A 26,798-nucleotide genomic window follows, 5' to 3' on the forward strand; every position below is an offset into this window, starting at 1 on the left:
ATGACCTTGTTCGGATGGATAGTTTTACTTTCTTTATCTGTTCTTGGTATCTATTTTGCAATACAATTGATTTCCGATATTTTTTGGAATCTTAAATTATACAAATATCACAACCATATCGGTGTCAAGACACCAAAAGTACCAAGAATCTATTGGATCAAGAGATCTTATGGATTGATTTTGACTTCATTATTTGTTATTACGACATTATTTTCAGGTGCATTTGCGCCACCAAATATGCTTGGTGAGCGAAGATTAGTGAATGCAATACCTGTTAATAGTCAATCAAAAATACAAGCTTTGTTAAGTCAAAATCAAAATAGTTGGTTTAGTGATTTCTTCAGAATGGCTGAAAATGATTTTGCAGTTGATGCTCCAGAAGCTATTGGAGATCAAGGTGCAGCAGAAAGAGATTACATAGGAACAAATGTTCAAGTAGATGGTGTTGATGAAGGTGATATTGTTAAAACTGATGGGTATGACATCTATTACGCAACACGTTATCAAAATCGAGTTCGCGTGTTTAACATTGCACTCAATGGCGATATATTACCTCAAGCAGATATTGATTTAGGTGATTTATATGCAGAGTCTATTTATATCACAGAAACACAACTCATTGTTATTGGTTATATATATTCATTTATGCCATCTTATTATCCTGAAGCGATGGATTACATTGGTTGGCCATATGCATCTTATACAGGATCAGTTCAAATTTATAACAGAGAAACATTGGATATTGAGTATACATTAGAGACTGATGCTAATTTCTATCAACATCGCTTAATCGATCAATCACTGTTTTTAGTGTCTAACAAACAGTTGTATAATACAGATGACTATCGTCCTATGTTTAAAGAAACTAAGAATGATACAACAGAAACAACTAGACTTAGTTATTCAGATATTTATTATTTTGAAGACATTCCAATCAGTTCTATGACTGTTGTTACAGGGATTAAGCTAGACACATATGAAGTGAATTCACAAGCATTTTTAGGCAGTGTTAGCCAAATATATGCAACCAAAGATACTTTGTATACAGCTTATAATTACTATGGATATGAATTTAATGAGTACAAAGGATATGTTCAAATCATAAAATATAACCTTGATAGTGAAACCGGGACTGTGACTTATGTAGGACAAAAACAGTTGAGTGGATTTATTCATGACCAATATTGGATGGACGAGCATCAAGGATACTTTAGAGTGGTCACGAGTGCATGGAATCCAATTAAAAACGAACTTCACATTTTAGAAGAAGATCCAAACACAGATGAACTCAAGATTGTTGGATCAATTACAAATGGTTTAGGTAAAGTTAACGAAACCGTCAAATCGGTTCGCTTTAATGAAGATTTAGCTTATGTTGTGACATTTGAACAAACGGACCCACTCTATACGATTGACTTATCAAACCCTGAAAATCCAGTGATTTTATCAGCAATAGAAGAACCTGGATATAGTACATATTTACACGTTTGGGGTCAAAATGATCGCTTAATAGGATTTGGGTTTTCTGCTGATGAAACAGGAAGAGTTACAGGTTTAAAAATCAGTGCTTATGATACAGCATTAACTGAACCACTTGATACCTATCAATTAAATGATCAAGATGATGATGGTATATATAGTTATAGTTATTCAGAAGCATCATATAATCCAAAAGCAATGCTTGTATCTCCAGAAAAGAACATTATAGCATTCCCTGTAATGTCATGGAGATACTACACCCTTGAAACTGATCAAGGATGGTCATTTAGTTACTTAAGTCATTATTTAATATTTTATATTAATTTTGATGCTGAAGACCCGAATGATGTTATTTCTGATCCAATCGTAGTAAGTCATGAGGAAACGGGTTATTATAATAGTATTGATCGTGGTGTCTATATTGACAATATGATTTATACATTATCATTTAATCAAATTGTGAGTTTTGATTTAAGTACAATGTCGATTCGTGAAAGTATCATCTTTGATACATACTTTGACGATAAAGAATAAACGTTATACCATAGAGTTATGAAGAAGCCGGCAACGGCTTTTTCTATGTCTTATGTGCTATAATAAGTATGACATCTATCAGAAAGGTTTATCTATGAAAAAGCTATTATTTATTGTATTGATTACCTTTATTTTAATCGTTTTAGGAGCTTGTGACTTAGTATTAGTCCCAAATAACCCACAAAACACATTAGACGATGATTTTTTATCTCCTGATGCCTTTAATGTCGAGTCTTTTGATCGTCTTTTTAATGATGAAGTTGCGAAGTCAATCACAATTAAGATTACGTCTAGTGCGTGGCATGAACTCGATCAATCGATGAAGGATTATCATAAACAATTTGGAACATACCGTGCAGGTCTTTATGTAAGAGCAGATATGATATTTGATGATGGTTCTGATGAATTACTGGAAGTTAAAGATATTGGGTTAAGAACAAGAGGTAATTTATCAAGAGTTAGAATTCAAGATGATTCAGGAAATCTCAATCCTTCTCATTTTAAAATATCATTTGATGAAGACTTTGGATTAGAATCATTAAGAGCTAATGGCAACAGAAGTGTTTTTGAGTTAGAAGAAATTGATTTAAAATATAATAAAAATTTAGATGATACTTATTTAACTGAAAAGTATTCTCTTGATTTATTTGATAAATTCGGTGTTTATGCACAAAAAACTACGTTGACTAAACTATATATTCAAATTGGTGATACAACACATTTTTATGGATTATATACCGCATTTGAACCCATTGATAAGAAGTTTTTGGAGCGTCGACTTGATGTTATAGAGACCAAAGGGAATTTATACAAATCCTTGTGGCAACAATTCGGTCCTGCATCACTTCAAAACAATTATCCTTCTTTAGCTATTGGTATTCGTGATCTTGATACGAACTACCGTCCAACTTATGATTTGAAAACGAATAAGAGAGTTCATGATACATCTGATTTAGTTGATTTCATTACACAAATCAATATACTAAATCATCAAGCATTTCAAACCTATATAGAAACTCATGTTGATGTTGATCGCCTCATTAGGTTGTTAGCAGTAGGTGTTCTGCTCGGAAATCCTGATGATTATCGTGCGATGGGCAATAATTACTATTTATACAATCAATCAAATTCAAATGTTTGGACAATGATACCATACGATTATGATCATGGGCTTGCTCAAGGATGGGATGGATCACCAATTTTTTCCAATTGGACCGTTGGTGCAGATATTTATACATGGGGAAATTTGAATGCTCATATGTTAAGCATTGAAAACTATCCTCATCCATTAGTTGATAAAATTTTAAATATTGAACCTTATCAAGTGTTATATGAAACTTATTTAAGTGAATTAATCAATCCTGAAAATGAACTTTTTAGTTTCGATGCATTTGATCAGTTATACCAACAACAAAAAGCTTTATATGATCAAGATTTAGATCATGCAATGGTCAATCTTCGATTTGATCTAAGAAATATTGAATGGTATATCAACGCTAAAATAGCTGATATTTCGAATCAATTAAGCTATTATCATCAAAATCCTAATCAAAGAGGAAACTAGAGGCTTTTAGCCTTTTTTTTGTATGATAAACGTGTTAAAATAAAGTCAAATTGGGAGGTTCATATGAAACATATAAAAATAGCTTATATTGGTGGAGGCTCAAAAGAATGGGCTAAAGTTTTTATGAATGATTTGGCACAAGCAGAAGGTATCACTGGAGAAATAGCATTATATGATATCGATATTGATGCAGCAAAAAGAAACCAAAAGATCGGTAATAGAATCAACTCACATGAAAAAGCGATTAGTAAATGGGATTATCAAGTATATGAGAAGATTGATGGAGCTCTAAAAAATGCTGATTTTGTAGCGATTTCAATTCTTCCAGGTACTTTTGATGAAATGATGAGCGACGTTCATACACCTGAAGCGTATGGCATTTACCAAAGTGTTGGAGATACCGCAGGTCCAGGTGGCGTTATTAGAAGTATGAGAACCGTCCCTATTTTCGAATTTTTCGCTAAAAAAATAAAGGAACATTGTCCAAAAGCTTGGGTATTAAATTTTACCAATCCTATGACAATATGCGTTAAAACATTATATGATATTTTTCCAGAAATTAAAGCTTTCGGATGTTGCCATGAAGTGTTTCACACTCAAGATTTCTTGTGTAGTGTGCTAGAGGAAGAAAAAGGCATTAAGGTTCATAGAAATCAAATATATACAGATGTAACAGGCATTAATCATTTTACATGGATTACAGAAGCGAAGTATCAAGATATCGATCTTATAGGTTTGCTTCCATCATTTCTGGATAAATACTATGAAACTGGTTTCAATGAAAATGGAAGTTCTGATTTATATTTAGAGTCTCCTTTTGCACAAGCAAACCGCGTTAAGATGGATTTATATAAACAATATGGAATACTAGCTGCTGCTGGAGATCGTCATTTAGTCGAATTTTTAAATCACAATTGGTATTTAAGAGATAAAGAAATGATTGATTACTGGAAGTTTGCTTTAACGACTGTTGATTTTAGAATTGAACTAAGAGAAGAAAGAATCAAAAAACTTGAATTAGAAGCTGAAGGGAAAAAAGATATTGATCTTTATACTTCTGATGAAGAGGCTATTGATTTGATGAAAGCTATATTAGGCTTTAATCAAAAAGTGTCGAATGTGAATACCATTAATTTAGGACAAGTTAAAGACTTACCCTTAGGTTCGATTGTTGAAACAAATGCATTATTCACAAACGATCAAGTCATTCCTTTAATGGCGAAGCCCCTGCCTAAAACAGTTAAGAACTTAGTCCTCAGAAATGCAAATAACATCGAATCCTTATATGAGGGAATTAAAAATAGAGATTTAAATCATATTTTCGAATCTTTTATAAATCAACCATTGTTAGATGGTTTAACCATTGTTCAAGCAAGAGCACTATTTAAAGAAATGATCGAAAATACAAAAGAATATCTTAATCAATATTTCAATATTGATGGATTTTTAAATAACTAAAATAAATGTCTTGATTATTAAAAAGTTAGTGATATAATAAGTCAGGTGATTAATATGTGGGAAACAATATGGGGGTTTTTAACAGCAGTTCCATTATGGGAACTTGTGTTGATTTTATTCTCTAAAATAATTGAAGTAACAATAAGTACAATGCGAATCATTTTAATTAGTAAAGGCTATCGTAAACCAGGAACTATCCTTTCATTTTTTGAAATCATTTTATGGGTATTCATAGCATCTAGAGTGATTATGGGAATTGCAGAATATCCGATGAAGGGTATTGTTTATAGTGTAGGTTTTGCAGTAGGTGTCTATATTGGATCGCTACTTGAAAGTAGAGTTGCAGTAGGTAAAATATTGATTCATGTTATAAGTGATGATGATGTCGCTAAAAAAATCATGAAAGTTCTAAGAGATAAAGGACATGGTGTCACAAGCGTTGATGCACATGGTAAAGATAGTGATCGTACAGTACTGATGGTATTTGCGAATCGCAAGAATAAGCAAACCATTATTGACTTAATCGAAGCAACAAGCACAAAGGCACTCATTGTTGCTAATGAAGTATCCATACTGCAAGGTGGATATGTAAGCCCATGGCGGCGAATCGCAAAATAGATTTTAGCATTGTAATAAAGCACAAAAATACGTATAATATAAATGGTTGGAGTTATAGCTCAGCGGGAGAGCACTACCTTGACGTGGTAGGGGTCCTGGGTTCGATCCCCAGTAACTTCACCATTTTTTTATAAGACAACCTTTGTGGTTGTTTTTTTATTTTAATCAAATGAGTGAATTATCAATAAAAATTAACAAAATTAATATGAAAATTAAGAATATTAATTAAAAGACAAATAAATGGTTGACAAATCAAAAATAAAATATTATAATTTGAATATATGTTATCATTTGTATAAACTTCATAAAGGTTAGGTAAAAAATGAAATCACTATTATATGAACACAAAACAAAGTTTATCCTCTATGTCATCGCTTGTTTCATGCCTGTTGTTTCACAGTTAATGCAAATCGGTGTTATAGCACTCATTTTTGAAACTGTAGAAAGACAATCTATGGAATTTTTTAGATTGGTTATCTTTATAGCAGCAGGATTCTTAATTTTCAATGCAGGAACATTTATATTTTCAAGAATGCTTAGAATCTCTTATATGAAAGATGTTTTGTTATCTTTAAGAATTCGCGCATTTGATAAGATAATTGCTATGGAGTATAAACAATTTAATCAACAGTCCAGAGATGTCTACATATCACATTTAATTAACGACATTAACACTTTTGAAAATTCGTTTTTCTTATCACTCATTAACTTTATTTTTAGATGTGGACTATACATTTGTGTATTAGTCATTCTCTTTTTCTTAAATTGGATTATTGGTGTTGTTGTTTTTGCGGTATCTATATTCGTTTTACTATTTTCATTATTGTTTCAAAAGAAGACAGTACAACTTCAAAAAGATGTATCTGATCAAAATGAAGCATTTACAGTCGATGTTGCAAACACATTAAATGGCTTAGAAATACTGAAATTAAACAATATTGAACAAACATTCCTCAAGAAGAATGAAGAGCAAATCTTAAAACTTGAGGGAAAAAAGAAGAAGTTCAATGTTTTTACATCTTTGCAGATATATACAAATGTAACGATTGGTTACTTACTATTTATGGGTTTACTGATTTACTTAATGTATCAAACAAGAGAAGGTCTGGGATATGGTGAACTTGTTTTGACAATTCAACTATCGTCAAGTGCAATTTTTCCTTTAGTCAATATGATGCCACTGATCAATGTCTTAAAATCTTCAAAAGCAATTTATGAAAAAATAACAGTTCCTGAAGAAACAGTCATAACGAATCATGCTCCTAATACATTTAAGTTTAATGATGAAATCGTATTAAATGAAGTTGCCTTCTCATATGATGATCGTCAATTGTTGAAACCAACAAATCTCACATTGAAAAAAGGTCAAAAATATTTAATGAAAGGACCAAGTGGTTCAGGAAAATCAACTTTTATAAAACTTGTTTCACAAATCATTGATGATTATGAAGGACAAATTACTGTTGATGGTATCGATTTAAAAACAATTTCAGGGCAATCATTTTCTCAACATGTATCTTATATTTACCAAGATGTATTTCTCTTTGAAGCAACACTTAAAGATAACATTGCTTTATTTAAAGATGTTGATGATCAAAAAGTTATTGAGGCCTGCCATCAAGCAGGATTAAAAGAGTTTTTAGACGCATTACCTCTTGGTATACATACACCAATATCTGAAAACGGCAAAAACTTATCTGGTGGAGAAAGACAAAGAATTTCGATTGCTAGAGCTTTACTTAAAAAAGCAGACATCTTATTCGTTGATGAAGCTACATCAGCCTTAAACGATGAATTAGGTAGACGAATCGAGCAAACATTGCTAGATCTTAATGTTACATTAATTGCGATTAGTCATAAAACATTTGAAGGTATTACATCATCTTACGATTGGGTTTTAGAAATTAAAGATGGATTTGTGGTTCCATATAAAGCATCAGTCTATTTCAATGGGGTGACAACATGAAAAAACGTTTCCGTTATTTTATTATTCTATATCGTGTTTTTATCATTATGCTTTTGGTTGCATTTATCAGCTTCAAATTATCATTTGCGATATTTGATACGGTTAACGCATCAACATCAGCCAATTGGGAAGCATTTTGGGAAAGTGCAAAATGGATGATGATTTATGCATTTGCATTAATGCCAGCAAACTTGATGTTTTCTTATATTAAAGCTGATACAACAAAACGCATTGTGACGCGTATGAAAACGGATTACTTAAGTGCTGTGTTCGAAAAAAATATTAGTGAGTTCCAAAAAGACAATAATCAGCAATATGTTTCAGCTATGACCAATGACTTTAATTTAATAGAAAAAGATTATGTTGAACAAATTATCAATATTATCGAAGCGATAGTTAACTTCTTAACCGCGATATTGATTATTACTTTAATTAGTCCAATCATTCTATTAATTGGCTTAGGTATCGTAGTATTTAATGTCATTATCTCAGCCTTATCATCAAGACCTATCAAAAAACATAATAAAGAGCGTAGCGAAATGATGGGAGAATATGGTGGCTTCATCAAAGAGATTTTATCAGCGTTTCATATTATTAAGACAAATGATCTTGAATCAAGAATCGTCGAAAACTATCGAGATAGAAGTGAAAAAGTTCAACACAAAAAATACATTATTGATAAAATTATGAGTTATATCTATGCAATTCAAAATGCAAATTTCTCATTAATATTCTTAGTTCTAATGTTTGTCGTTAGCTACTTAACCATTCAAGGTGTCATCTTGTTTGCTGGTGTTGTCGTTGTTGCTCAAAATGTTGATAATATCATCGGTCCAGTTTCTCAAATATCAGAAGCAGTGCCTAGAATATTATCGGTTAAATCAATATTTACTAGAATTGACCAAACATTGAAAAACCAATATGTTCATGAAGAAACATTGAGTTTTGATCAATTGAACACAAGTATTCAATTAAATCATGTATCATTTGCTTACAATGAAGAAAATGAGATACTAAAAGATGTTAATCTTAATTTTGAAAAAGGTAAGAAGTACTTAGTCATTGGTCCAAGCGGTGGTGGAAAATCAACCCTCTTGAGATTGTTAAGAAAATATTTTGAACCTAATGAAGGGCAAATTCTTATCGATGATCAAAACTTGAATGATATCAAAAAAATAGATTACTTCTCAAAAATCGCAAATATCGAACAACAAATTTTCTTGTTTGAAGATACACTTAGAAATAATTTAACTTTATATAAAGATTATAGTGATGAAGAAATATATGATGCTATTAAGCGCGCAGGTCTAGAACACTTTGTTAAACAACACCCTGATGGATTAAATCGACTGATCCTTGATAATGGTAAAAACATATCAGGTGGAGAAAAAAGCAGGGTTGCGATTGCTAGAGGTTTACTCAATCATGCAGAAATCATTTTGCTTGATGAAGCCTTCGCATCACTTGATCCTAAAAGTGCAATTGCTATTGAGGCAAGCTTATTAGCACTAAAAAACGTGACAGTCATTAATGTTAGTCATGTTATCTTAGAAGAAAACAAATCATCATATGACGATATCGTGATGGTGAAAAACAAGAAAGCAGTTTTAATGAGCACATAATAATAACCTTAGGAGATAAACACAGAGGATATCTGTGTTTTTCTTTTTGACTTTTTTTAAAAAGAAATTACAATGAAAGTGAAAATATGTTATAATTTTTTATTGGAGACATAAGATGACAAAAGATGAAAAAAAGCGCAATTTAATATTAAAGGATCCAAACATTTATAAAGGATTATTTATATTAGCGATTCCATTGATGCTGAATAACTTTATAAAGACAATTCATGATGTTATAGATATGTACTTTGTTAGTGAGATACCAGGATTTTCTGCAGATGCTGTTAGTTCTATATCACTAACTTTTCCTGTTGTCTTTACCTTTATATCGCTAGGAATTGGGTTAAGTGCAGCAGGTACTGCATTAATTAGTCAACATGTTGGGTCTGGACAAATGGAACAAGCTAAAAAATATGCTACCAACTTAGTGATATTATCATTAATTGCAGGTATCATATTAAATGTTTTTTCCTACATTGGAGCACCACTCATTATGAGATTAATGGGTACTGAAGGTTTCGTTTTCGAAAATAGCGTTAAATATTTGCAAATACGTTCCTTTGAGTTGCCTGTCGTTTTTCTATTCTTTGCATTCACCTCGATTAGGCAATCTAGTGGTGATACAGTTACACCTGTTATCTATGGTGTTATAACCATGATAGTCAATATCATTTTGTCACCGATACTTATATCAACACTCGGTTTTGGTGTTGCTGGTGCTGCTTACGCAACTTTATTTGCTAATGTCGTCATTATGCCATTAGGTTTACTACAACTATTTAGATCAAAGAGCGGTGTAACCATCGCTTGGAAATATTTAAAATTAGATGCATTTGTATCATCAAAAATAATTAATACAGCAGTCCCTGCTGCATTAGGTCAAGCATTTACTGCAATTGGATTTGCGGTGATGAACGGAATTATTGTATCTTATGGAGTACAAACTGTTGCAGCATTTAGTGTTGGTAATCGCTTAAGCAGTTTGATTTTACATCCTATTATGGCTATTGGTGGGGTATTAGCTGCATATTTAGGTCAAAATATTGGGAATCAAAATATAGAAAGAGCAAAAGAATCATTTAAAAAAGCGATGATTCTATCCGTTGGTTTAATGGTAGTAGGTAGTGCATTGATACTTAATTTTAGAGAATTTTTTGCAAGTTTCTTTATTAAAGATGACCCAGTAGCTTTAGCGTTAACCGCTGAGTATATGTTTTTCCTACTCATTGGATTGCCATTAATGGCTGTTTTTCAAACCTTTATGGGAACTTTTAATGGTACTGGAAATACGAAATTCACTTTTATTCTTACCATTACAAGATTATGGATTCTAAGAGTACCATTAGTCTTTTTCTTCAAGTACTTTACAGATTTAGGTAGCAGCGGTATTTGGTATGCGATGTTAGCGAGTAATTTAATTATTGCATTTGTAGGACTATTCTTATACTCAAAAGTTGATTTCAAGCCTAAAGTGTCAATAGAAAGAACGGCTTAAATAATTCATGTTATACTAAAGATAGACGTGAGGTATTCATTATGAAGAAGATTTTAGCTAAAAAATCTGTATCTAAAATGATTAAAAGCATTATTGTCATGGTTTTGTCAATGACCGTTATATTGCAGGTTCTTATGTATTACAATTTTAGATTTGAAAATATGCCACCAATTATTAGGGTCGTATTGGCCATCTTTATTGTCTTATCGATATTTTCAATGATTCAAATTGTTATCCTTTCATTTGTCCCTACGATTATTATGGAATATGATGATACTGGATTATATATCCACAAAATTAACCAAAAGACAACTTATGTTAAATTTGCGGATATTACGAATGTTAAAGCAACCATCAATATATGGGCGAAACCTTTCTTAGTTTATACTGCAGTCGTTATTGACACAGATCAAAAAGAGTATGTTGTTAGGCATCTAGATAAGATGGATGATGTCAAAGATATCATTCATCATCTCGCATTTGAAGTCAATGAAGAAATAACTTAATCAACCGAAAATAAACATATGAAGTTAGCCTAATTGGGTAACTTCATATTTTTGATTAAACTAGCTTATAACCTTTTTTCATCTTTATTTTTATGCTATAATAATAGGGTTAAACAATAAGACGAAAATGGAAGAGTATCAATGAAAAAAGACAGAGAAGAAATGCTTGGGAAATATGATGTCAAAAAGCTATTAATCAAACTATCCGTACCTGCTGTATTAGGTATGGTTGTTAATGCTTTATATAATTTTGTCGATACGCTTTTTGTCGCTCAAGGAGCTGGAGAAATAGCGATTGGTGGACTTGCATTAGCATTTCCAATACAGATGATTGCGATTGCATTTAGTTTAATGATTGGCATTGGTGGTGCATCTGTATTTTCTAGAGCATTTGGTAGAAGAGATTACAAAAAAATGGACCATGCAGTTAACTCTGCACTTCGGGTTGGATTTGTTGGTGCTTTAGCTATTGCTGTTTTAGGTACGATATATATTGATGAACTCCTTATATTCTTTGGTGCAACATCATCAAACATAGGATTTGCCAAAGATTATTTATCTATTGTTTTAATCGGCCTTGTTTTCACATCGTTAAATATGATTTTAAATAACTTAACAAGAGCAGAAGGTAGACCGAATATCGCAATGGTTTCAATGATGATTGGTACCGGATTAAATATTATATTAGATCCAATATTTATTTTCAATTTTGGATTTGGACTAGGTGTACAAGGTGCTGCGATTGCAACCGTTATTTCGCAAATTGCAGCTTTTGGTTATATATTCACGCAAGCTTTAACTAAAAAATCATCTTTAAATATTAATTTTAAAGGTGGACTCCTTGTTGATTTTCAAACAGTTAAGGAAACGATAGCTGTAGGGTTTCCAACATTTTTAAGAAATTCCTTGGGGGCATTTTTAGCGATTGTTATTTATCGCTTGATTAATCAATATGCAGAAGGGGATCCAGCGATTTATATTTCTATCTATGGTGTAATCAATCGAGTCGTTATGTTTATTTTCTTACCAGGATTTGGAGTTGTTCAAGGGCTTGTTCCTATCGTTGGTTTTAATTATGGTGCGCAAAACTTTGATCGACTTAAATTGGCAATTAAATTAGCAACCAAATTTATTGCTTTGTATTTCGTTGGTGGATTTATTTTCATTCAATTGTTCTCGAAATATATATTCACTATTTTTAGTGAAGATCATAATCTGCTATTCATCAATTATGGTTCTCAAGCTTTTAGAATAATGTCATTTGGATTCTTACTTGTTGGATTTCAAATCGTTGTGAGTTCTATATTCCAAGCTTTAGGCTATCCACTCCGTGCAATGCTTATCGCACTTTCTAGACAAATTTTATTTTTTATACCTATTGCGTATCTTTTAACACGTTATATGGGAATTGATGGAATTTGGATTGCTTTTGCAACAGCGGATATTTTATCTGGTCTAATCAGTATTATCTTATTGGTTTATGCAATTAAAGGCATTGGTAAAATTGAAATGCAATCTTATAAACCAACAAACGAAATCATTCAAGAAGTCATTTAATACTAAATTAAAGGATTTAACCTACAAGATTCAATGTGGTTAAGTCCTTTTTAATAAACACATGATTTTACAGTAATTTAGAGCATGTAAGCGTTGACACATCTTTATATCTTATGATATAATAATATATATACGGACGCAGTCTATATATACGGACGATAAGTCAGAGATAAGCAAAAAAAATTAAGTTTTATTGTTTTTCTATGTCAATAACAAAACCAATGATGACCAATACAGTCAAGGAGGATTTAAGATGTCTTTTTTACATGAGTTTATTTTATCTTTGCCAAACACAACCGATGCTGAAAAATTAGGTGTATATGAAAATTCTATTAACCAATTTGAAGAGTCATGGGTTTTTATGATCAAGGGGGAAACATCTGACTTTCTGATTGTAGCTGGACCAGCTTCGAAAAAATTTGAGGGTGACGAATTTTTAGTTGATTCAATAACTTGCATAAAAGCAAATTTAACACATAAAAACGGGAATGTTTTAAGAGAGATGTTTCCATTTACAAAACCAATACCTGTTTTACAGTCGCAAAGAAGTTTTGGTGTTGGAGATCGCTTAGGTCTAGCTGGACCTGGTCATATTAAAGTTTTTAAAGAATATGATGCGTATCCAATATTAGCCCAACAATCGATTAGAGAATTAACACTTACAAATAGAACATACGAAGATGTCTTGGATAGTGCATCTTTTTATGCATTTAGAGAAGGTTATAAAGATGGATTTGGAGCGGATGGAGATCATTTAAAAAAACCATCAGAAGTTGAGTATGCACTTTCATTAGGTTATACGATGATTACTCTAGATTGTAGTGATTATATTCGTAATGATGTCCAAGAGATGTCAAAAGAACAAGTTGATGAAGAAACTAAGTTAACAGAGGTTCTAAAAAAACGTTATTTAAATCAAACATTTGATGTAGAAGGTATGAAGATTCATTTTACTGAAGAAGAGTTAAAAAGAAACGTTTTGGTTTATGGTGAAGCTATCGAGTTTGCTACGGCTATTTACAAAAAATACTTTATCGAACAAAAAGCTAATGCAAATTTTGAAATATCAATTGATGAAACTGCAACACCTACATCACCAACCCAACATTACTTTGTAGCAAATGAACTAACATTGAATGAAGTTAAATTAGACACGATGGCACCTCGTTTTTGTGGTGAGTTCCAAAAAGGTGTAGATTATATTGGTGATATTACACAGTTTGAAGAAGAATTGAAGATTCATGCAGCAATCGCTAGAAAATATGGATATAAGTTAAGTATTCACTCTGGATCAGATAAGTTTTCAATTTTTGCTTTAATTGGAAAACATACGAGAGGTAACTTTCATGTTAAGACAGCTGGAACGAATTGGCTAGAAGCCATGAGAGCTGTTGCTGCATGTGATGCAAAACTTTATCGTGAAATTCACAAATATGCATTATCAATGTTTGATGAAGCACAGAAGTTCTACCATGTAACAACCGATTTGACTAAAATCCCTAATATTGATGAATTAATAGATGAAGAACTCGTTGATTTATTTAAACAAAATGATGCAAGACAACTGATTCATATCACTTATGGCTTTATTTTAAGTGCTAAAGATAATCAAGGTGAATATTTATTTAAAACAAAATTATACAATTTATGGCACAAAGAGGCTGATGTTTATGCTGAAATGTTGTATCAACATATTGGAAAACATCTCAAATTGTTATATAGTGGAATTGAAAAATAAAAAAGGTAGGTATGAATTATGAAATTTAGAGAACAATATAAATATGCAATGATCGTTCCATCAAGCATGGGTGTAAGACTAACACCAGTCGATAGACAACCAGTACATACAAGTGAAATGTTTCATTTAAGAGCAACCAGTGCTGAAACTAATGTTTTAAGTATTTCTTCAGGATTAGGTTTACCTGTTAAAGTTTTAACAACTTTCGTAAAGGGGAGTCCAATTGCGCAACTTATTAAAAACGAATTGAAAAGAAGACATATCGATTACGAAGGTGTAGAGGTTATTCAAGATACCCCTTGGGGATATCGTCACCAATTCAACATCGCAGATAGTGGATATGGTATGCGTGGACCTCGTGTTCAAAACGATCGTGCTGGAGAAGTTGGTAAAACACTAAATCTTAAAGATTTTGATCTAGATCGTATCTTTAAAGATGAAGGTGTACAATTATTACATTTATCTGGTTTAATCGCTGCTTTATCTCCTGAAACAGGATTGTTTTGTCTTGAACTTGCTAGAATAGCAAAAAAACATGGAACAAAGATCTCGTTTGACTTAAATCATCGTGCTTCTTTTTGGAAAGATAGAGAAGAAGAACTATCAGCAATTTTTAAAGAAATTGCTAGTGTTACTGATATACTAATAGGGAACGAGGAAGATTTTCAATTAGCACTTGGAATCCATGGTCCTGAAGCTGGTGGTAAAAACATTGGCGATAAAATAGACAGTTTCAAACAACTGATTATGAATGTTAAAAAAGAGTTTCCAAATGCAACAACTTACGCAACAACATTGCGTCAAGTTGAAAGTGCTAATGAACATTATTGGGGAGCAATCCTTTTAGATGGATCAACATGGACAGTCATTGAACCAAGAAACATTCCTGTATTAGATCGTATTGGTGGTGGAGATGGTTTTGTTGGTGGACTTTTATATGGGTTCTTAAAAGGTTGGTCATCAGAAAAATGTGCTCAATTTGGTTGGGCAACAGGTGCACTTGCTACAACATTATTAGATGACTTTGCACTACCCGCAGATGAAGAACAAGTATGGAGTATTTGGGAAGGTAATGCAAGAGTTAAACGATAAAATCTTGGAGGGATATAATGAAAAAAGCTGATATAGGTATGATTGGACTTGCTGTTATGGGTGAAAACCTTGCCATGAATATGGAATCTAAAGGATTTAGAGTTGCAGCATTTGATATTGATGAAAAAAGAGTCTCTGATTTTGAAAAAGGACGCGCAAAAGGTAAAAATATTATACCTACTTATAAACTAGAGGATTTTGTTGATGCTCTAGAAAAACCACGGAAAATCATGATGATGATTCGTGCAGGCTCTCCAGTTGATAGTGTTATTGATCAATTGATTCCTTTATTAGATCAAAACGATATTATTATTGATGGTGGGAACTCGAATTATCAAGATTCAATAAGAAGAACAAAATATGTTGAAGACAAAGGTTTACTTTTTATAGGATCAGGTGTTTCTGGTGGAGAAGAAGGTGCTTTGATTGGTCCTTCAATTATGCCAGGTGGTTCTAAAAAAGCTTGGAAACATATTGAACCAATTTTTAAAGCAATTGCTGCCGATGTTGATGGTGACAAGTGCTGTACATGGATTGGTGATGATGGTGCTGGGCATTTTGTAAAAATGGTTCATAATGGTATTGAGTATGGGGATATTCAATTAATAACTGAAGCATACCATTTAATGAAAGATTTATTAAATTTAAGTGCAGATGAAATGCATGAAGTTTTTGTTAACTGGAATCAAACAGAATTAGACAGTTATTTAATTGAAATCACTGGTGATATCTTGAAAGTTAAAGATGAAGATGGACTTCCATTGGTTGACAAAATATTGGATACTGCTGGACAAAAAGGTACTGGAAAATGGACTGCAGTTACTGCTTTAGAAGAAGGTGTGCCATTGACACTGATTACGGAAGCAGTTCACTCTAGATTTATCTCATCTTTAAAAGAAGAAAGAGTTAAAGCTAGTAAGCAATTTCCAAAGAAACCAAGAAACTTCTTAGGTGATAAACAACAGTTTATCGAAGAAATTAGAAAAGCACTTTATGCAGCTAAAATCGTTTCATATACTCAAGGCTATGATCTTATGAGAATAGTTGCACAAACATATAAGTGGGACCTCAATTATGGTGATATCGCCTTAATATGGCGTGGTGGATGCATTATCCGTTCTGCATTCTTAAACAAAATAAAAGATGCTTATCAAAATAATCCTAAACTAGAAAATATGTTGATGGATCAATATTTTGCAGAAACAATTAAAGATTTAACTGATAGTTGGAGAAAAGTGATTGCTACTGCAGTCTTAAATGGTATACCCACCCCAGCAATGGCATCAGCACTTAATTATTTTGATAGTTATACAACAGAAAACTTACCAGCTAATTTATTACAAGCACAAAGAGATTATTTTGGTGCACACACATATGAAAGAAAAGATAAACCACGTGGTGAATTTTTTCATACAAACTGGACAGGTCGTGGTGGAGATACATCATCAACAACTTACAATAATTAACCAATAGGGAGGATATAAAATGAAATTACCGTTTAAACCAAACATCAAAGATAAAGTCGTTGTCATTACTGGTGGTGCAGGTGTTTTAGGAAGTGATTTCGCTAAAGCAATTGCAGCATGTGGAGCAAAAGTAGCAATCCTAGACTTATCTTTAGAAAGAGCACAAGAAGTAGCTCTTGAAATAAAAAGAGTAGGATTCGAAGCGATTGGTGTAAAAGCTAATGTTTTAGAAAAAGATAGTTTAGTTGAAGCTAGAGAAACTGTATTAAAAGTATATGGAACATGTGATATATTAATTAATGGTGCCGGAGGTAATCATCCAAAGGCAACAACTACTGATGAGTTTTTCAATAAAGAAACATTTGGTAAAGAAGATAACAAAAGTTTCTTTGACCTAGATTTAAATAGTTTTAATTTTGTTTTTGGTTTAAACTTTACAGGTACTTTACTCCCAACACAAATATTTGCAGTTGATATGGTAGATAAACCAGGTTCTGTTATTTTAAATGTTAGTTCAATGAATGCTTTTACACCATTAACTAAAATTCCTGCTTACAGTGCAGCAAAAGCTGCAGTATCTAATTTTACTCAATGGTTAGCAGTACATTTCGCAAAAAGCAATATTAGAGTCAACGCGATTGCTCCAGGTTTCTTTTCTACTGAACAAAACAAAGCATTGTTATGGAATGAAGATGGAACACAAACTGCAAGATCGCACAAAATATTAAACAATACACCAATGGGACGTTATGGTGAGCCTGAAGAGCTTATAGGCACATTGTTATGGCTAATTGATAATGATAGTTCAGGATTTGTAACTGGCGTTGTCATCCCTGTTGATGGAGGATTTTCAGCGTATTCAGGCGTATAAGAGGTGAATTCAATGACTGAGATATTTATTAAAGAAACAAGCAACAATGGATTGAGTGATCAACAAATTAAAGATGCTGTTAAAAAATCAATAGCTGGAAAATCTTTAAAAAAGGTATTACTTGTTCCACCTGATTTTACAAGATTTTATTCTAATGCTGGCTTGATCACGAACACTTATTACCACTTATTAAAAGATTATGCACAAGTTGATATTTTACCAGCACTTGGAACACATGAAGCTATGACTAAAGAAGAATGTGAAGAAATGTATGGTGACATACCTTTTGAAAAATTCATTTATCATAATTGGCGTGAAGATGTTATAAATATTGGTGAAGTTCCAAAAGAGTACTTACTTGAAGTATCAGAAGGTTTATGGGATCAGCCGATTCAAGTGGAAATAAATAAACTTATTATGGATGAAAGTTATGATTTAGTTATTTCCATTGGACAAATCGTTCCTCATGAAGTTGTCGGTATTGCAAATCATTCAAAAAACTTATTTGTCGGATGTGGTGGAAAAAACATTATCAGTCAATCGCATATGCTAGGCGCCGTTTATGGTATGGAACGTATGATGGGTAAAGATCATACACCAGTTAGAAAAGTACTAGATTACAGTTTAAAACACTTTCTAAACAAAAGACCTGTCTTATTTGCTTTAACAGTAACAACAGCACCAGAAGGAAAAACAAAAACACACGGTCTCTTTATAAGTGAATCTAGAAAAGGATTTGAACTTGCAATTGAGTTAGTTCAAGAAAAGAATCTCAACTTTTTAGATAAAGGTATTAAAAAATGTGTAGTATACTTAGAACCCAAAGAGTTTAGAAGTACTTGGTTGGGGAATAAAGCAGTTTACCGCACACGTATGGCAATTGAAGATGGTGGAGAACTCATTGTTTTAGCACCAGGCATTACAAAATTTGGTGAAGACTTACATAACGATCATTTGATTCGTAAATATGGTTATCAAGGACGACTAAAAGTCTTAGAGCTTTTTAAAACAAATGAAGAACTGCAACAAAACATGAGTATTGCAGCTCATTTAATTCATGGTTCATCAGATGGCAGATTTTCTGTCACTTATGCAGTTAAAAAAATAAGTAAAGAAGAAATAGAAAGTGTACACTTTCAAGCAGCAGATTATGATGTAATGATTAAAAAATATCCACCTGATCAATTAAAAGCTGGTTGGAATACATTACCTGATGGAGAGGAAATCTTTTATGTTCCTAATCCAGCATTAGGTTTATGGATTGATAAAAATCGATTTTAACAAGAATTTAAGCATTCACACGTAACTTTTTGTTGCATGAGAATGCTTCTTTCATTAAAATAATAGATATAGAAAATAAAAAAGACTAGAGGACAAAATAATGAATTCAAATAATGAACAGTTTCAAAAAATCAAAAACAATCCAATTAAAAAAATGGTATTGGCAAGTTTATTTATGGCCCTTGGTATCATCTTGCCTTTCTTTACAGCAGGACCTGAACTAGGCAGTATATTTTTACCAATGCATATTCCAATTTTATTATGTGGACTCATATGCGGACCTAAATATGGTTTAACTGTTGGTTTAATCACACCAATCTTTAGAAGTGTTTTGTTTGGATTACCTCCGATGTTTCCAATTGCATTAACAATGACTTTTGAGCTTGCAGCATATGGTTTCTTTATCGGTTTATTCTATTTGATGTTTCCTAAAAAAATCGGTTATGTTTATGCATCATTAGCGATTGCCATGTTATTAGGTAGATTTGTTTATGGAGCAGCTGCAGCAATATTTTATCCTATGGCAGGATTTAATTTTTCATTTGAAATTTTTATTACAGCAGCATTTGTCACTGGATTACCTGGTATATTAATTCAAATAACGTTCATTCCTATCTTTTTCCATTACTTGATGAGAGCAAATATACTACCTGATTTCGAACAAAGATAATGGAAAAATACTATTTTGGTAAAATAATAAGATTGAAAAAGAATTATGTTTTGGTTGCCTTATCAAATGATGAGAAGAATCTCATAACAAAAGAAAGTCTTAGTTATCTAGTTAATAAATCACTAATTTCAGAGAAAGATAAGATGTTTAAAGATCTAGTAGAATCAAACAAAAAAAAATACAATGGATCTTTAAGTTCAGATTATGCAATTATTCATAAAAAGATGATAAGCATGCTTTTTGTGATGTCAGAAATAGATACAGCAATCAATCAAAAGGAAAAAGTAAATATTGCTATTGATGGTCATGCATCATCTGGTAAAACAACATTATCATATATGCTTAAAGAAGTCTATGACTGTAATATATTTCATATTGATGATTTCTTTAAAAAGCCAGAAATCAATCAAAATGAACCTTTTTCAATTTATGGAAGTAATATCGATTTTCAGAAAATAAAAGAAAATATTTTTAATCAAATAGAAAAAGAAGAAGATATCATGTATGAAGAACTAGATTTGTCGACGCATCAACATAAAAAACCTATCTTGATTCCATATAAAAAATTGAATATCATTGAAGGTTCATTTAGTATGCATCCTAGACTTATTCATTATTATGATTTAAAAATATTCGTTAAACTTAGATATCTATCGCAATTAAGACGTATTAGAAAAAGAAATGGATTCATTAAACTTTTTGAGTTTAAGACAAAGTGGATTCCTAATGAGAATAAGTATTTTAAAGATTTGGATATAATCAACCAAGCTGATTTATCTATTTCATTAAAAGTCAAATAAAAAAAAGACACTGCCAGTGTCTTTCTTTATGATAGAATGTTATGGAGAAACTACTTTTGAACCGGTAGATTCAGCTAACTCTTTTGCATACCCAATGGCTTCAGCCTTTGTATCGAAATATTTAATAGTTTTTGTGGAACCATCCTTTTTAACACCCCATTTTTCGAAATATTGAGATTTCTTACTCTTATTTTGTGACACATAATAATCAGGTTCTTGATTCTTCTCAACTTTTTCTTTAGGTACAGGTTCCTTTTTGGGCTCTTTACGAATGAGTTCTTCATCAATAGGTTCAAGTTCTTCATAATCTTTCCTAATGGCATCTTCAGCAACTGGTTGATGCTCATCGATGTTTACGAATTGCGTCGGTGCAATGGTTTCGTCAACAGGTTTTTTAGTAAGATTTTTTTCATCTTCCTTAAATTTTTTTCTTCCAAATAACTTTTTGAATAGATTCATCATTCATCCCTCTTTTCTATTTATAGTATTATTATACAAAAATTAGGCTTAAATTGAAAATAATATACGATTTCAGTTGAAAAACAACCTTAAAATGGCCGAATTATCGAAAAAAACTCATTCTTAGTAGTATCGATGATTTAGTTAGTACAACGATAAATTCAATAACAATATAAGGTTAATATCATTTAAATATTAGTATAATATCAAATTTCATGATAATATATTTGTGGCATAACATAATAAAAAGGTGTTGAACTTATGCAAACAACGATTTATCAAAAACAAGACTTAAAAAAATCAAAAGTAAAAAAACATATTGAAACTGTCTTCCATCAAGGAGGACTTGTTGTGTTTCCTACTGAGACGGTTTATGGTATTGGTGCGAATGCAACCAATAAAGATGCCGTCAATCGAATATTTCAAGCAAAGGGGAGACCATCTGATAATCCCTTAATCGTTCATTTGTCCCATCGTAATGATTTAACAGAGTATGTTAAAAATATACCTGATATTGCTTATACCTTAATCGATCAATTTTGGCCTGGACCATTAACACTAATTTTTGAAAAAAATGAAAAGATTCCTTATGAAGTTACAGGTGGATTAGATACAGTAGCAATACGCATTCCTGATCATGGGGTTGCTCTTGATGTTATTCATATTTCTAAATGTCCAGTTTGTGCACCAAGTGCTAATGTCAGTGGTAAACCTTCTTCTACTTTATTTGAACATGTTGTTCAAGACTTTGATGGAAAAGTAGATATTATCATCAATGGTGGTAAAACAAAAATTGGTTTAGAATCAACCGTTCTTGATATAACATTACCAATACCTACGATATTAAGACCTGGTTCAATTACACAAAAGATGATAGAAATAGCATTAAACACAGGGATTATTGATGGATCAGAAGTTGATATTAGCGATATTCCAAAATCTCCTGGAATGAAATATACACATTATAAACCCAAAGGTAGTATTTATCTCGTTGATGGAAAGATGGATCAGGTTATTGAATATATCAACTCAAAAATTGAGTTAACAGATGAAAGTAAAAGTGCAGTTATTTGTGTTGACGAATATATGAGTCAAATACAGGCAAGATATAAGATTAATTTAGGACATATGCATGATTTAAATGAAATTGCTTCAAACATCTTTATAGCGCTTAGACAGATGGATGCTCTTGATATTGAAACAATTTATATCCCTACGTTACCAGTAGACGATATCGGGCGTGCAATTATGAATCGATTATCTAAAGCAGCATCTTATCAAATTATTAAACTATAAATAACTTAAAGAAAAAGCACTTCGCAAAGTGCTTTTTTTCTACATTCTAAAGAATACAAAGAGTGAAACAAATACCATATATAAGATAAATAAATAATTCGCATTCTCAAATGAAATTGTAAACTCCCTAATTTGCTGTAATGGTCTATAATCTTTAACAATAATATAACGATAAACAACTAATCCAATCATCACAAATATCGCATAATCAATCCATTGTCTAATATCAAATATCTTGACATACGATAAATCAACATTAAAGACGAACTGACCAATTTCTTTATAAAAAATACCAATAGCAATACAAGATACTCCAAGTAACGACATACCTAGTTGTTGCTTCAAGTCATTTCTCTTTAAAACACGAACCTTTGGACCAAATAAGATTTGCGAGAACTTAATAAATGAAGCAATCGTTCCTATATTAACCAAAGTAAATAAAAACATTTTAAACATATCGTCTTTAAAATCATACTTCACCATTGTCTTTGAGACAAACCCATTAAATAGTGGAGCTCCACTAATAGAAAGCATTCCGATAATTAATAAAATACCAGTCCAGGGCATTGATTTCATCACACCTCTAATCTCATAGACCTTCTTGGTTTGATAACCGTAGATAACGATACCAGCCCCTAAGAATAGTAGTGATTTGAACAAAGCATGATTTAAAATATGCATGATGCCGCCTAAATAGGATAACTGAACGGCTGATGATATACCCATAATCATAATTCCAATTTGTGATACAGTATGATAAGCTAAAATTTGTTTTAAGTCTTTTTGAGTTAAGGCAAACATCACACCAACTAAAGCAGTGATCACACCAATGTAGAAGAAGATATCGCTTAATCCATAATTTGCTGAGTTGAACATATGGAAATTAACTCTAATAAAAATATATAAAGCTCCTTTAACGACAAGACCTGATAATAGTGCAGATATACTAGTTTGAGCTACTGCATGTGCTTTTGGTAACCAAGTAAATAAAGGGAAGAATGCAGCTTTAATTCCAATACCACAAATCATCATAATATAGGCTAATTTAACTAAGTCATGTTGACTGTGCAATTGAATGTTATGAACTAAATACTGAATATTGATTGTCCCATAAACATAATAAATAAAGATAATACCAAATAAGAAGAACATCGCACCTATAGTATTTAATAGTAAGTAATAAATGGCTGCTCTAAATGAAGGTCCAGTTTTTTTATAAGCGATTAAAATTGTAATAATAACCGTCATTAATTCTAAGAAAACAAATAAGTTAAATAGATCATTGGTTTGAATCAATCCTAAGAAAATACCTTGTAAAAACATTAAGAAAAATAAAAACTTATTTTCTCTATAATTTGTCTTATGTGTATACATGAGTAAGACAAGCCACATAAACAAGGTTAGACCCACAAAAGTTAAGGATAATGTATCATTATAAAAACTGATTGCAAAAAGTTCGTTCCATCCACCAAAGATTAGCAGCGATAAATCTGGATTTGTAGGCAGTAAATATAAGTATATACCAAACAATACAATCATAGCAAATTGAGCAACAAACAAGATCCAGGTTACCAATTTATGATTAAAGAGATAAACAATGATTGCTGCAACAATTGGAATGAAAACGAACAAGACAGGGATTAAATGCATTATTTATCCCCCTTTAAAACAGTTTTCCACTCAATGGTTCCATAATGATGGAATATTTTTATGCAAAGCATCAAAGCCATTGATGTTATTGTAGAGCCAATAACGATTGTTGTAATCATTAAAGCTTGTGGAAGTGGATCTACGACATCTAATCCAATGGCAGTTAATATTGGAATTACGCCACCTTCATAAACACCAAAATTAAGGAATAACAAAATAAGACCTGCTTCAATAATGGTTACACAAAAAACAGATTTAATAATATTTCTACTTGTTGCTAGTCCATAGACGCCAACGAGAATAACAATGAATGATAAAATTGGATTCATTAACGTCCCTCCTTAAGAAATGCAGTAAAAATAGCAATTAAACCTAATGATACTTTTGCACCAATAATAATGTTAAGCAAGATTAAATAGATAGATTTTTGGCTCATCGTACCATCTAGTGGTACAAAGTTTGTAAAAACTTCATTTCTTGTAATTAAGCTTGAAAATGCAATAATCAAAAGAGATATAAACAAAAATTTCTCAATGGTTAAGATCTTATTAACATCGATTGTTTTTGTTATATCGATATAATAAAGAATTAAAATCGCAGTCGCAACGATTGCACCCCCTTGGAACCCTCCACCAGGAGATAAATGTCCATTGATAATTACATACATCCCAAACATAAGCATGATTGGATAGAGTAAACGACTGAATGTAATAAACAGTTCAGGTGTTTTTTGTTTGTCCAACATAAAATTAGCATTTTTTTCACCAATGTTATGCTGCGAAATCCACATTACACCAGAAACTGCAATTAATAGAATTCCAGCTTCAAATATACTATCAAAAAGACGATAGTCAAGATATATCGCAGATACAAGGTTTCTACTACCCGTATCATAAAAACCATTTTCTCTAAAAAAGACTTTACCTGCTGAATTATAGATAACATCTAAATCTTGAACAGAAATGATAAATAAATATAAGATGAAACCTAGTAAAAACACTAGACTTACCTTTTTTAACCGACTTAAAGTATTAATCAATGCTTTCACCTTCTTCCAAGGTGATAACTTCAATAAAAGCGTGTCCGCTCGTTTTTTCAGTTAGGTGTTTCATTAAAACACTACTAGATTTCCCTTTTAAAACAAAACTTTGCTTAGTTTCATCATAAGAGATAATTAAATCAACGTTTAATTCACTTGTCAAATCTTCATCAGTACCTTTGATATCCGAACAAATATTAAGTCTTAAGTCATAAGTTTGTACGAAATCAGACATGACTTCGTATAAAGCTTCATTGATATCATCTAAGTCATGTCTGTCATGATCAACTCGGTCAAGTACAATAAATTCTCTTTGTCTAGAAATTGAAATCACGTAAATCAAAGGAATAATCGCACTACCGATTGCAACTTCAGCTATTGCAACATCAGGTGCCTGATTAATTGCATAAAGCGTAGCTGCAACTAATGAAAATGCAGAAATCAAAATAATAATTGTAAAATTCTCTTTATGAAGTACGATTGCAAGGGCAATAATAATTAAAAGGATTTGAAGGATAAATGGAACATACTCATTCATTTTTTTCCACCATCCATTTCATGGATAGGAACACCAATTAAGTATGCTGAACGGATATTGACATGAGAACTAATTGGGTTCGTAATCATTAAGAAAATAATAAGCACAAACAAACGTATGCCATAAGCATATTGGGCAGCAGCAAACATTAATGCAAACAACATCAAAAAGCTAGCAACCGTATCAATTGTTGCTGCTGTTAAAATTCTCGTATAAACATTCTTAAGTTTAAATATGGCGATCATACCAAAGATTAAGAATAACCAGGATAAAATGAGAATGAAATAAGTGACATAGTTCATTTTTCACGTCCCCCAGTCATAATAAACTTGGATAATAAGGTCATGGTTAAGAAACCAATAATACCATATGAGATTGCAATATCAAGAAGAACTACACGTTCCATATAGATTGCGTATACTGCGATGAATAAAATGACTTTAGCTGAAATCAGATTGAGCATCAAAATGCGATCCCATAATGTTTTACCTCTAACCAATTGAACAAAGGATAAAATCATTGCAAGAACTAATAATAGTAATGTGATGAGTAAAAATGTTTGAAGCGTTGTCATGATTTGTCCCCCTTGATTTTAAGTAGTTTTTCAAATTTTTGTCTAATGGGTCTTTCAAGATCCTCATGACTTGTTCCTGGCTTTGCTAAAACCATAACAAAAATTGTATGATCAACAATATCCACTGTAATCGTACCAGGTGTTAAAGTAATTGAATTGGCAACGATAGCAACTTGAACAGGATCTTCAAGGTCAAGTACAATTTTAAAAATAACAGGCTCATATTGTTTAGAAATCAAGTTAACAATATAGATAAAACTCGCTTTAAATATTTCTATAAATAAAACGACAAAGTAAAATAACAATCTATGTATCTTAATGCCTTTATACCTAAATCCATGCTCATCATGTAGAATTTCATAAGCAAAAATAGACACAAAGAAAGAGATTATGATACCGAAGAGTATTGTCGTTATCTCAAAATTGAAATTGAGTATAAACCAAAATACAAGCATCACAATAAAAAATTTTATTCTTGGTATGATGTTTTTCATATGACTGACTCCTGTGAAAATTATAAATTTA

Annotated in this window: 25 protein-coding genes and 1 tRNA gene; 18 read left to right on the forward strand and 8 right to left on the reverse strand. The window is 31.7% G+C overall.

Annotation, left to right across the window (positions count from 1 at the left end):
- The 17 genes from QJ521_RS05495 (at position 1) to QJ521_RS05575 (ending at position 20,717) form a co-directional block, all read left to right on the forward strand.
- The gene (locus tag QJ521_RS05495; protein WP_282839435.1) at positions 1–2,013 is read left to right on the forward strand and encodes a beta-propeller domain-containing protein; all 2,013 of its coding nucleotides are present in this window, start codon (positions 1–3) and stop codon (positions 2,011–2,013) included.
- Positions 2,014–2,107: 94 nt separating this feature from the next.
- Positions 2,108–3,577: a CotH kinase family protein gene (locus QJ521_RS05500; RefSeq protein ID WP_282839436.1), complete on the forward strand. Its 1,470-nt coding sequence runs from the start codon at positions 2,108–2,110 to the stop codon at positions 3,575–3,577.
- 63 nt (positions 3,578–3,640) lie between these two features.
- Positions 3,641–5,035, forward strand: a complete 1,395-nt coding sequence (locus QJ521_RS05505; RefSeq protein ID WP_282839437.1) for a family 4 glycosyl hydrolase — start codon at positions 3,641–3,643, stop codon at positions 5,033–5,035.
- Between the two features lie 54 nt (positions 5,036–5,089).
- A complete protein-coding gene (locus tag QJ521_RS05510) occupies positions 5,090–5,653 on the forward strand; it encodes a DUF2179 domain-containing protein (protein WP_282839438.1) in 564 nt (187 codons plus the stop codon).
- 48 nt (positions 5,654–5,701) lie between these two features.
- Positions 5,702–5,776 (forward strand) — tRNA-Val (locus tag QJ521_RS05515).
- A gap of 199 nt (positions 5,777–5,975) precedes the next feature.
- Entirely contained in the window at positions 5,976–7,619 is a 1,644-nt protein-coding gene (locus QJ521_RS05520) for an ABC transporter ATP-binding protein (protein ID WP_282839439.1), read from the forward strand.
- Entirely contained in the window at positions 7,616–9,241 is a 1,626-nt protein-coding gene (locus tag QJ521_RS05525) for an ABC transporter ATP-binding protein (protein ID WP_282839440.1), read from the forward strand. Before QJ521_RS05520 ends, QJ521_RS05525 begins: the two co-directional genes overlap by 4 nt.
- Positions 9,242–9,356: 115 nt before the next feature.
- Positions 9,357–10,736 (forward strand): MATE family efflux transporter, encoded by a 1,380-nt coding sequence (locus tag QJ521_RS05530; protein ID WP_282839441.1) that lies wholly within the window; start codon positions 9,357–9,359, stop codon positions 10,734–10,736.
- Between the two features lie 41 nt (positions 10,737–10,777).
- A complete protein-coding gene (locus tag QJ521_RS05535) occupies positions 10,778–11,242 on the forward strand; it encodes a hypothetical protein (RefSeq protein WP_282839442.1) in 465 nt (154 codons plus the stop codon).
- 141 nt (positions 11,243–11,383) lie between these two features.
- On the forward strand, positions 11,384–12,799 hold the full coding sequence (locus tag QJ521_RS05540; protein WP_282839443.1) for an MATE family efflux transporter: 1,416 nt from the start codon (positions 11,384–11,386) through the stop codon (positions 12,797–12,799).
- Positions 12,800–13,052: 253 nt separating this feature from the next.
- Positions 13,053–14,537 carry a tagaturonate epimerase family protein gene (locus tag QJ521_RS05545; protein ID WP_282839444.1) on the forward strand — a complete coding sequence of 495 codons (1,485 nt, stop codon included), beginning with the start codon at positions 13,053–13,055 and terminating at the stop codon, positions 14,535–14,537.
- An 18-nt stretch (positions 14,538–14,555) separates the two neighbouring features.
- On the forward strand, positions 14,556–15,629 hold the full coding sequence (locus QJ521_RS05550) for a sugar kinase (protein ID WP_282839445.1): 1,074 nt from the start codon (positions 14,556–14,558) through the stop codon (positions 15,627–15,629).
- Positions 15,630–15,646: 17 nt separating this feature from the next.
- Positions 15,647–17,095: a decarboxylating NADP(+)-dependent phosphogluconate dehydrogenase gene (gnd, locus tag QJ521_RS05555; RefSeq protein WP_282839446.1), complete on the forward strand. Its 1,449-nt coding sequence runs from the start codon at positions 15,647–15,649 to the stop codon at positions 17,093–17,095.
- A gap of 19 nt (positions 17,096–17,114) precedes the next feature.
- Positions 17,115–17,966 carry an SDR family oxidoreductase gene (locus tag QJ521_RS05560; RefSeq protein WP_282839447.1) on the forward strand — a complete coding sequence of 284 codons (852 nt, stop codon included), beginning with the start codon at positions 17,115–17,117 and terminating at the stop codon, positions 17,964–17,966.
- A 12-nt stretch (positions 17,967–17,978) separates the two neighbouring features.
- Positions 17,979–19,247: a nickel-dependent putative hexonate epimerase gene (locus QJ521_RS05565; protein ID WP_282839448.1), complete on the forward strand. Its 1,269-nt coding sequence runs from the start codon at positions 17,979–17,981 to the stop codon at positions 19,245–19,247.
- Positions 19,248–19,347: 100 nt separating this feature from the next.
- The gene (locus QJ521_RS05570) at positions 19,348–19,917 is read left to right on the forward strand and encodes an ECF transporter S component (RefSeq protein ID WP_282839449.1); all 570 of its coding nucleotides are present in this window, start codon (positions 19,348–19,350) and stop codon (positions 19,915–19,917) included.
- A gap of 32 nt (positions 19,918–19,949) precedes the next feature.
- Positions 19,950–20,717 carry a nucleoside/nucleotide kinase family protein gene (locus QJ521_RS05575; RefSeq protein ID WP_282839450.1) on the forward strand — a complete coding sequence of 256 codons (768 nt, stop codon included), beginning with the start codon at positions 19,950–19,952 and terminating at the stop codon, positions 20,715–20,717.
- 39 nt (positions 20,718–20,756) lie between these two features.
- Here QJ521_RS05575 and QJ521_RS05580 read toward each other — a convergent pair whose 3' ends face one another.
- Positions 20,757–21,176: a DUF2188 domain-containing protein gene (locus tag QJ521_RS05580; protein WP_282839451.1), complete on the reverse strand. Its 420-nt coding sequence runs from the start codon at positions 21,174–21,176 to the stop codon at positions 20,757–20,759.
- Between the two features lie 261 nt (positions 21,177–21,437).
- On the opposite strand from QJ521_RS05580, the gene QJ521_RS05585 reads away from it, so the two are divergent.
- On the forward strand, positions 21,438–22,472 hold the full coding sequence (locus tag QJ521_RS05585; protein ID WP_282839452.1) for an L-threonylcarbamoyladenylate synthase: 1,035 nt from the start codon (positions 21,438–21,440) through the stop codon (positions 22,470–22,472).
- 39 nt (positions 22,473–22,511) lie between these two features.
- Here QJ521_RS05585 and QJ521_RS05590 read toward each other — a convergent pair whose 3' ends face one another.
- From QJ521_RS05590 to QJ521_RS05620, 7 genes are all read right to left on the reverse strand, one after another.
- The gene (locus QJ521_RS05590) at positions 22,512–24,122 is read right to left on the reverse strand and encodes a complex I subunit 5 family protein (RefSeq protein WP_282839453.1); all 1,611 of its coding nucleotides are present in this window, start codon (positions 24,120–24,122) and stop codon (positions 22,512–22,514) included.
- Entirely contained in the window at positions 24,122–24,451 is a 330-nt protein-coding gene (locus tag QJ521_RS05595; protein WP_282839454.1) for a sodium:proton antiporter, read from the reverse strand. The genes QJ521_RS05590 and QJ521_RS05595 overlap by 1 nt, the downstream gene beginning before the upstream one ends.
- A complete protein-coding gene (locus QJ521_RS05600; RefSeq protein ID WP_282839455.1) occupies positions 24,451–25,161 on the reverse strand; it encodes an MnhB domain-containing protein in 711 nt (236 codons plus the stop codon). The genes QJ521_RS05595 and QJ521_RS05600 overlap by 1 nt, the downstream gene beginning before the upstream one ends.
- Complete coding sequence (locus QJ521_RS05605; RefSeq protein WP_282839457.1) at positions 25,154–25,699, reverse strand: Na(+)/H(+) antiporter subunit B; 546 nt, start codon at positions 25,697–25,699, stop codon at positions 25,154–25,156. Before QJ521_RS05605 ends, QJ521_RS05600 begins: the two co-directional genes overlap by 8 nt.
- Positions 25,696–26,001, reverse strand: a complete 306-nt coding sequence (locus QJ521_RS05610; RefSeq protein WP_282839458.1) for a cation:proton antiporter — start codon at positions 25,999–26,001, stop codon at positions 25,696–25,698. Before QJ521_RS05610 ends, QJ521_RS05605 begins: the two co-directional genes overlap by 4 nt.
- Positions 25,998–26,273 (reverse strand): MrpF/PhaF family protein, encoded by a 276-nt coding sequence (locus tag QJ521_RS05615; protein ID WP_282839459.1) that lies wholly within the window; start codon positions 26,271–26,273, stop codon positions 25,998–26,000. Before QJ521_RS05615 ends, QJ521_RS05610 begins: the two co-directional genes overlap by 4 nt.
- Positions 26,270–26,798, reverse strand: a 529-nt coding sequence (locus tag QJ521_RS05620; protein WP_282839460.1) for a Na+/H+ antiporter subunit E, incomplete at its 5' end; no start/stop codon positions are given. The genes QJ521_RS05615 and QJ521_RS05620, both read right to left, overlap by 4 nt.

Source organism: Peloplasma aerotolerans (assembly GCF_030012175.1).
Lineage (GTDB): Bacteria > Bacillota_I > Bacilli_A > Acholeplasmatales > Acholeplasmataceae > Peloplasma > Peloplasma aerotolerans.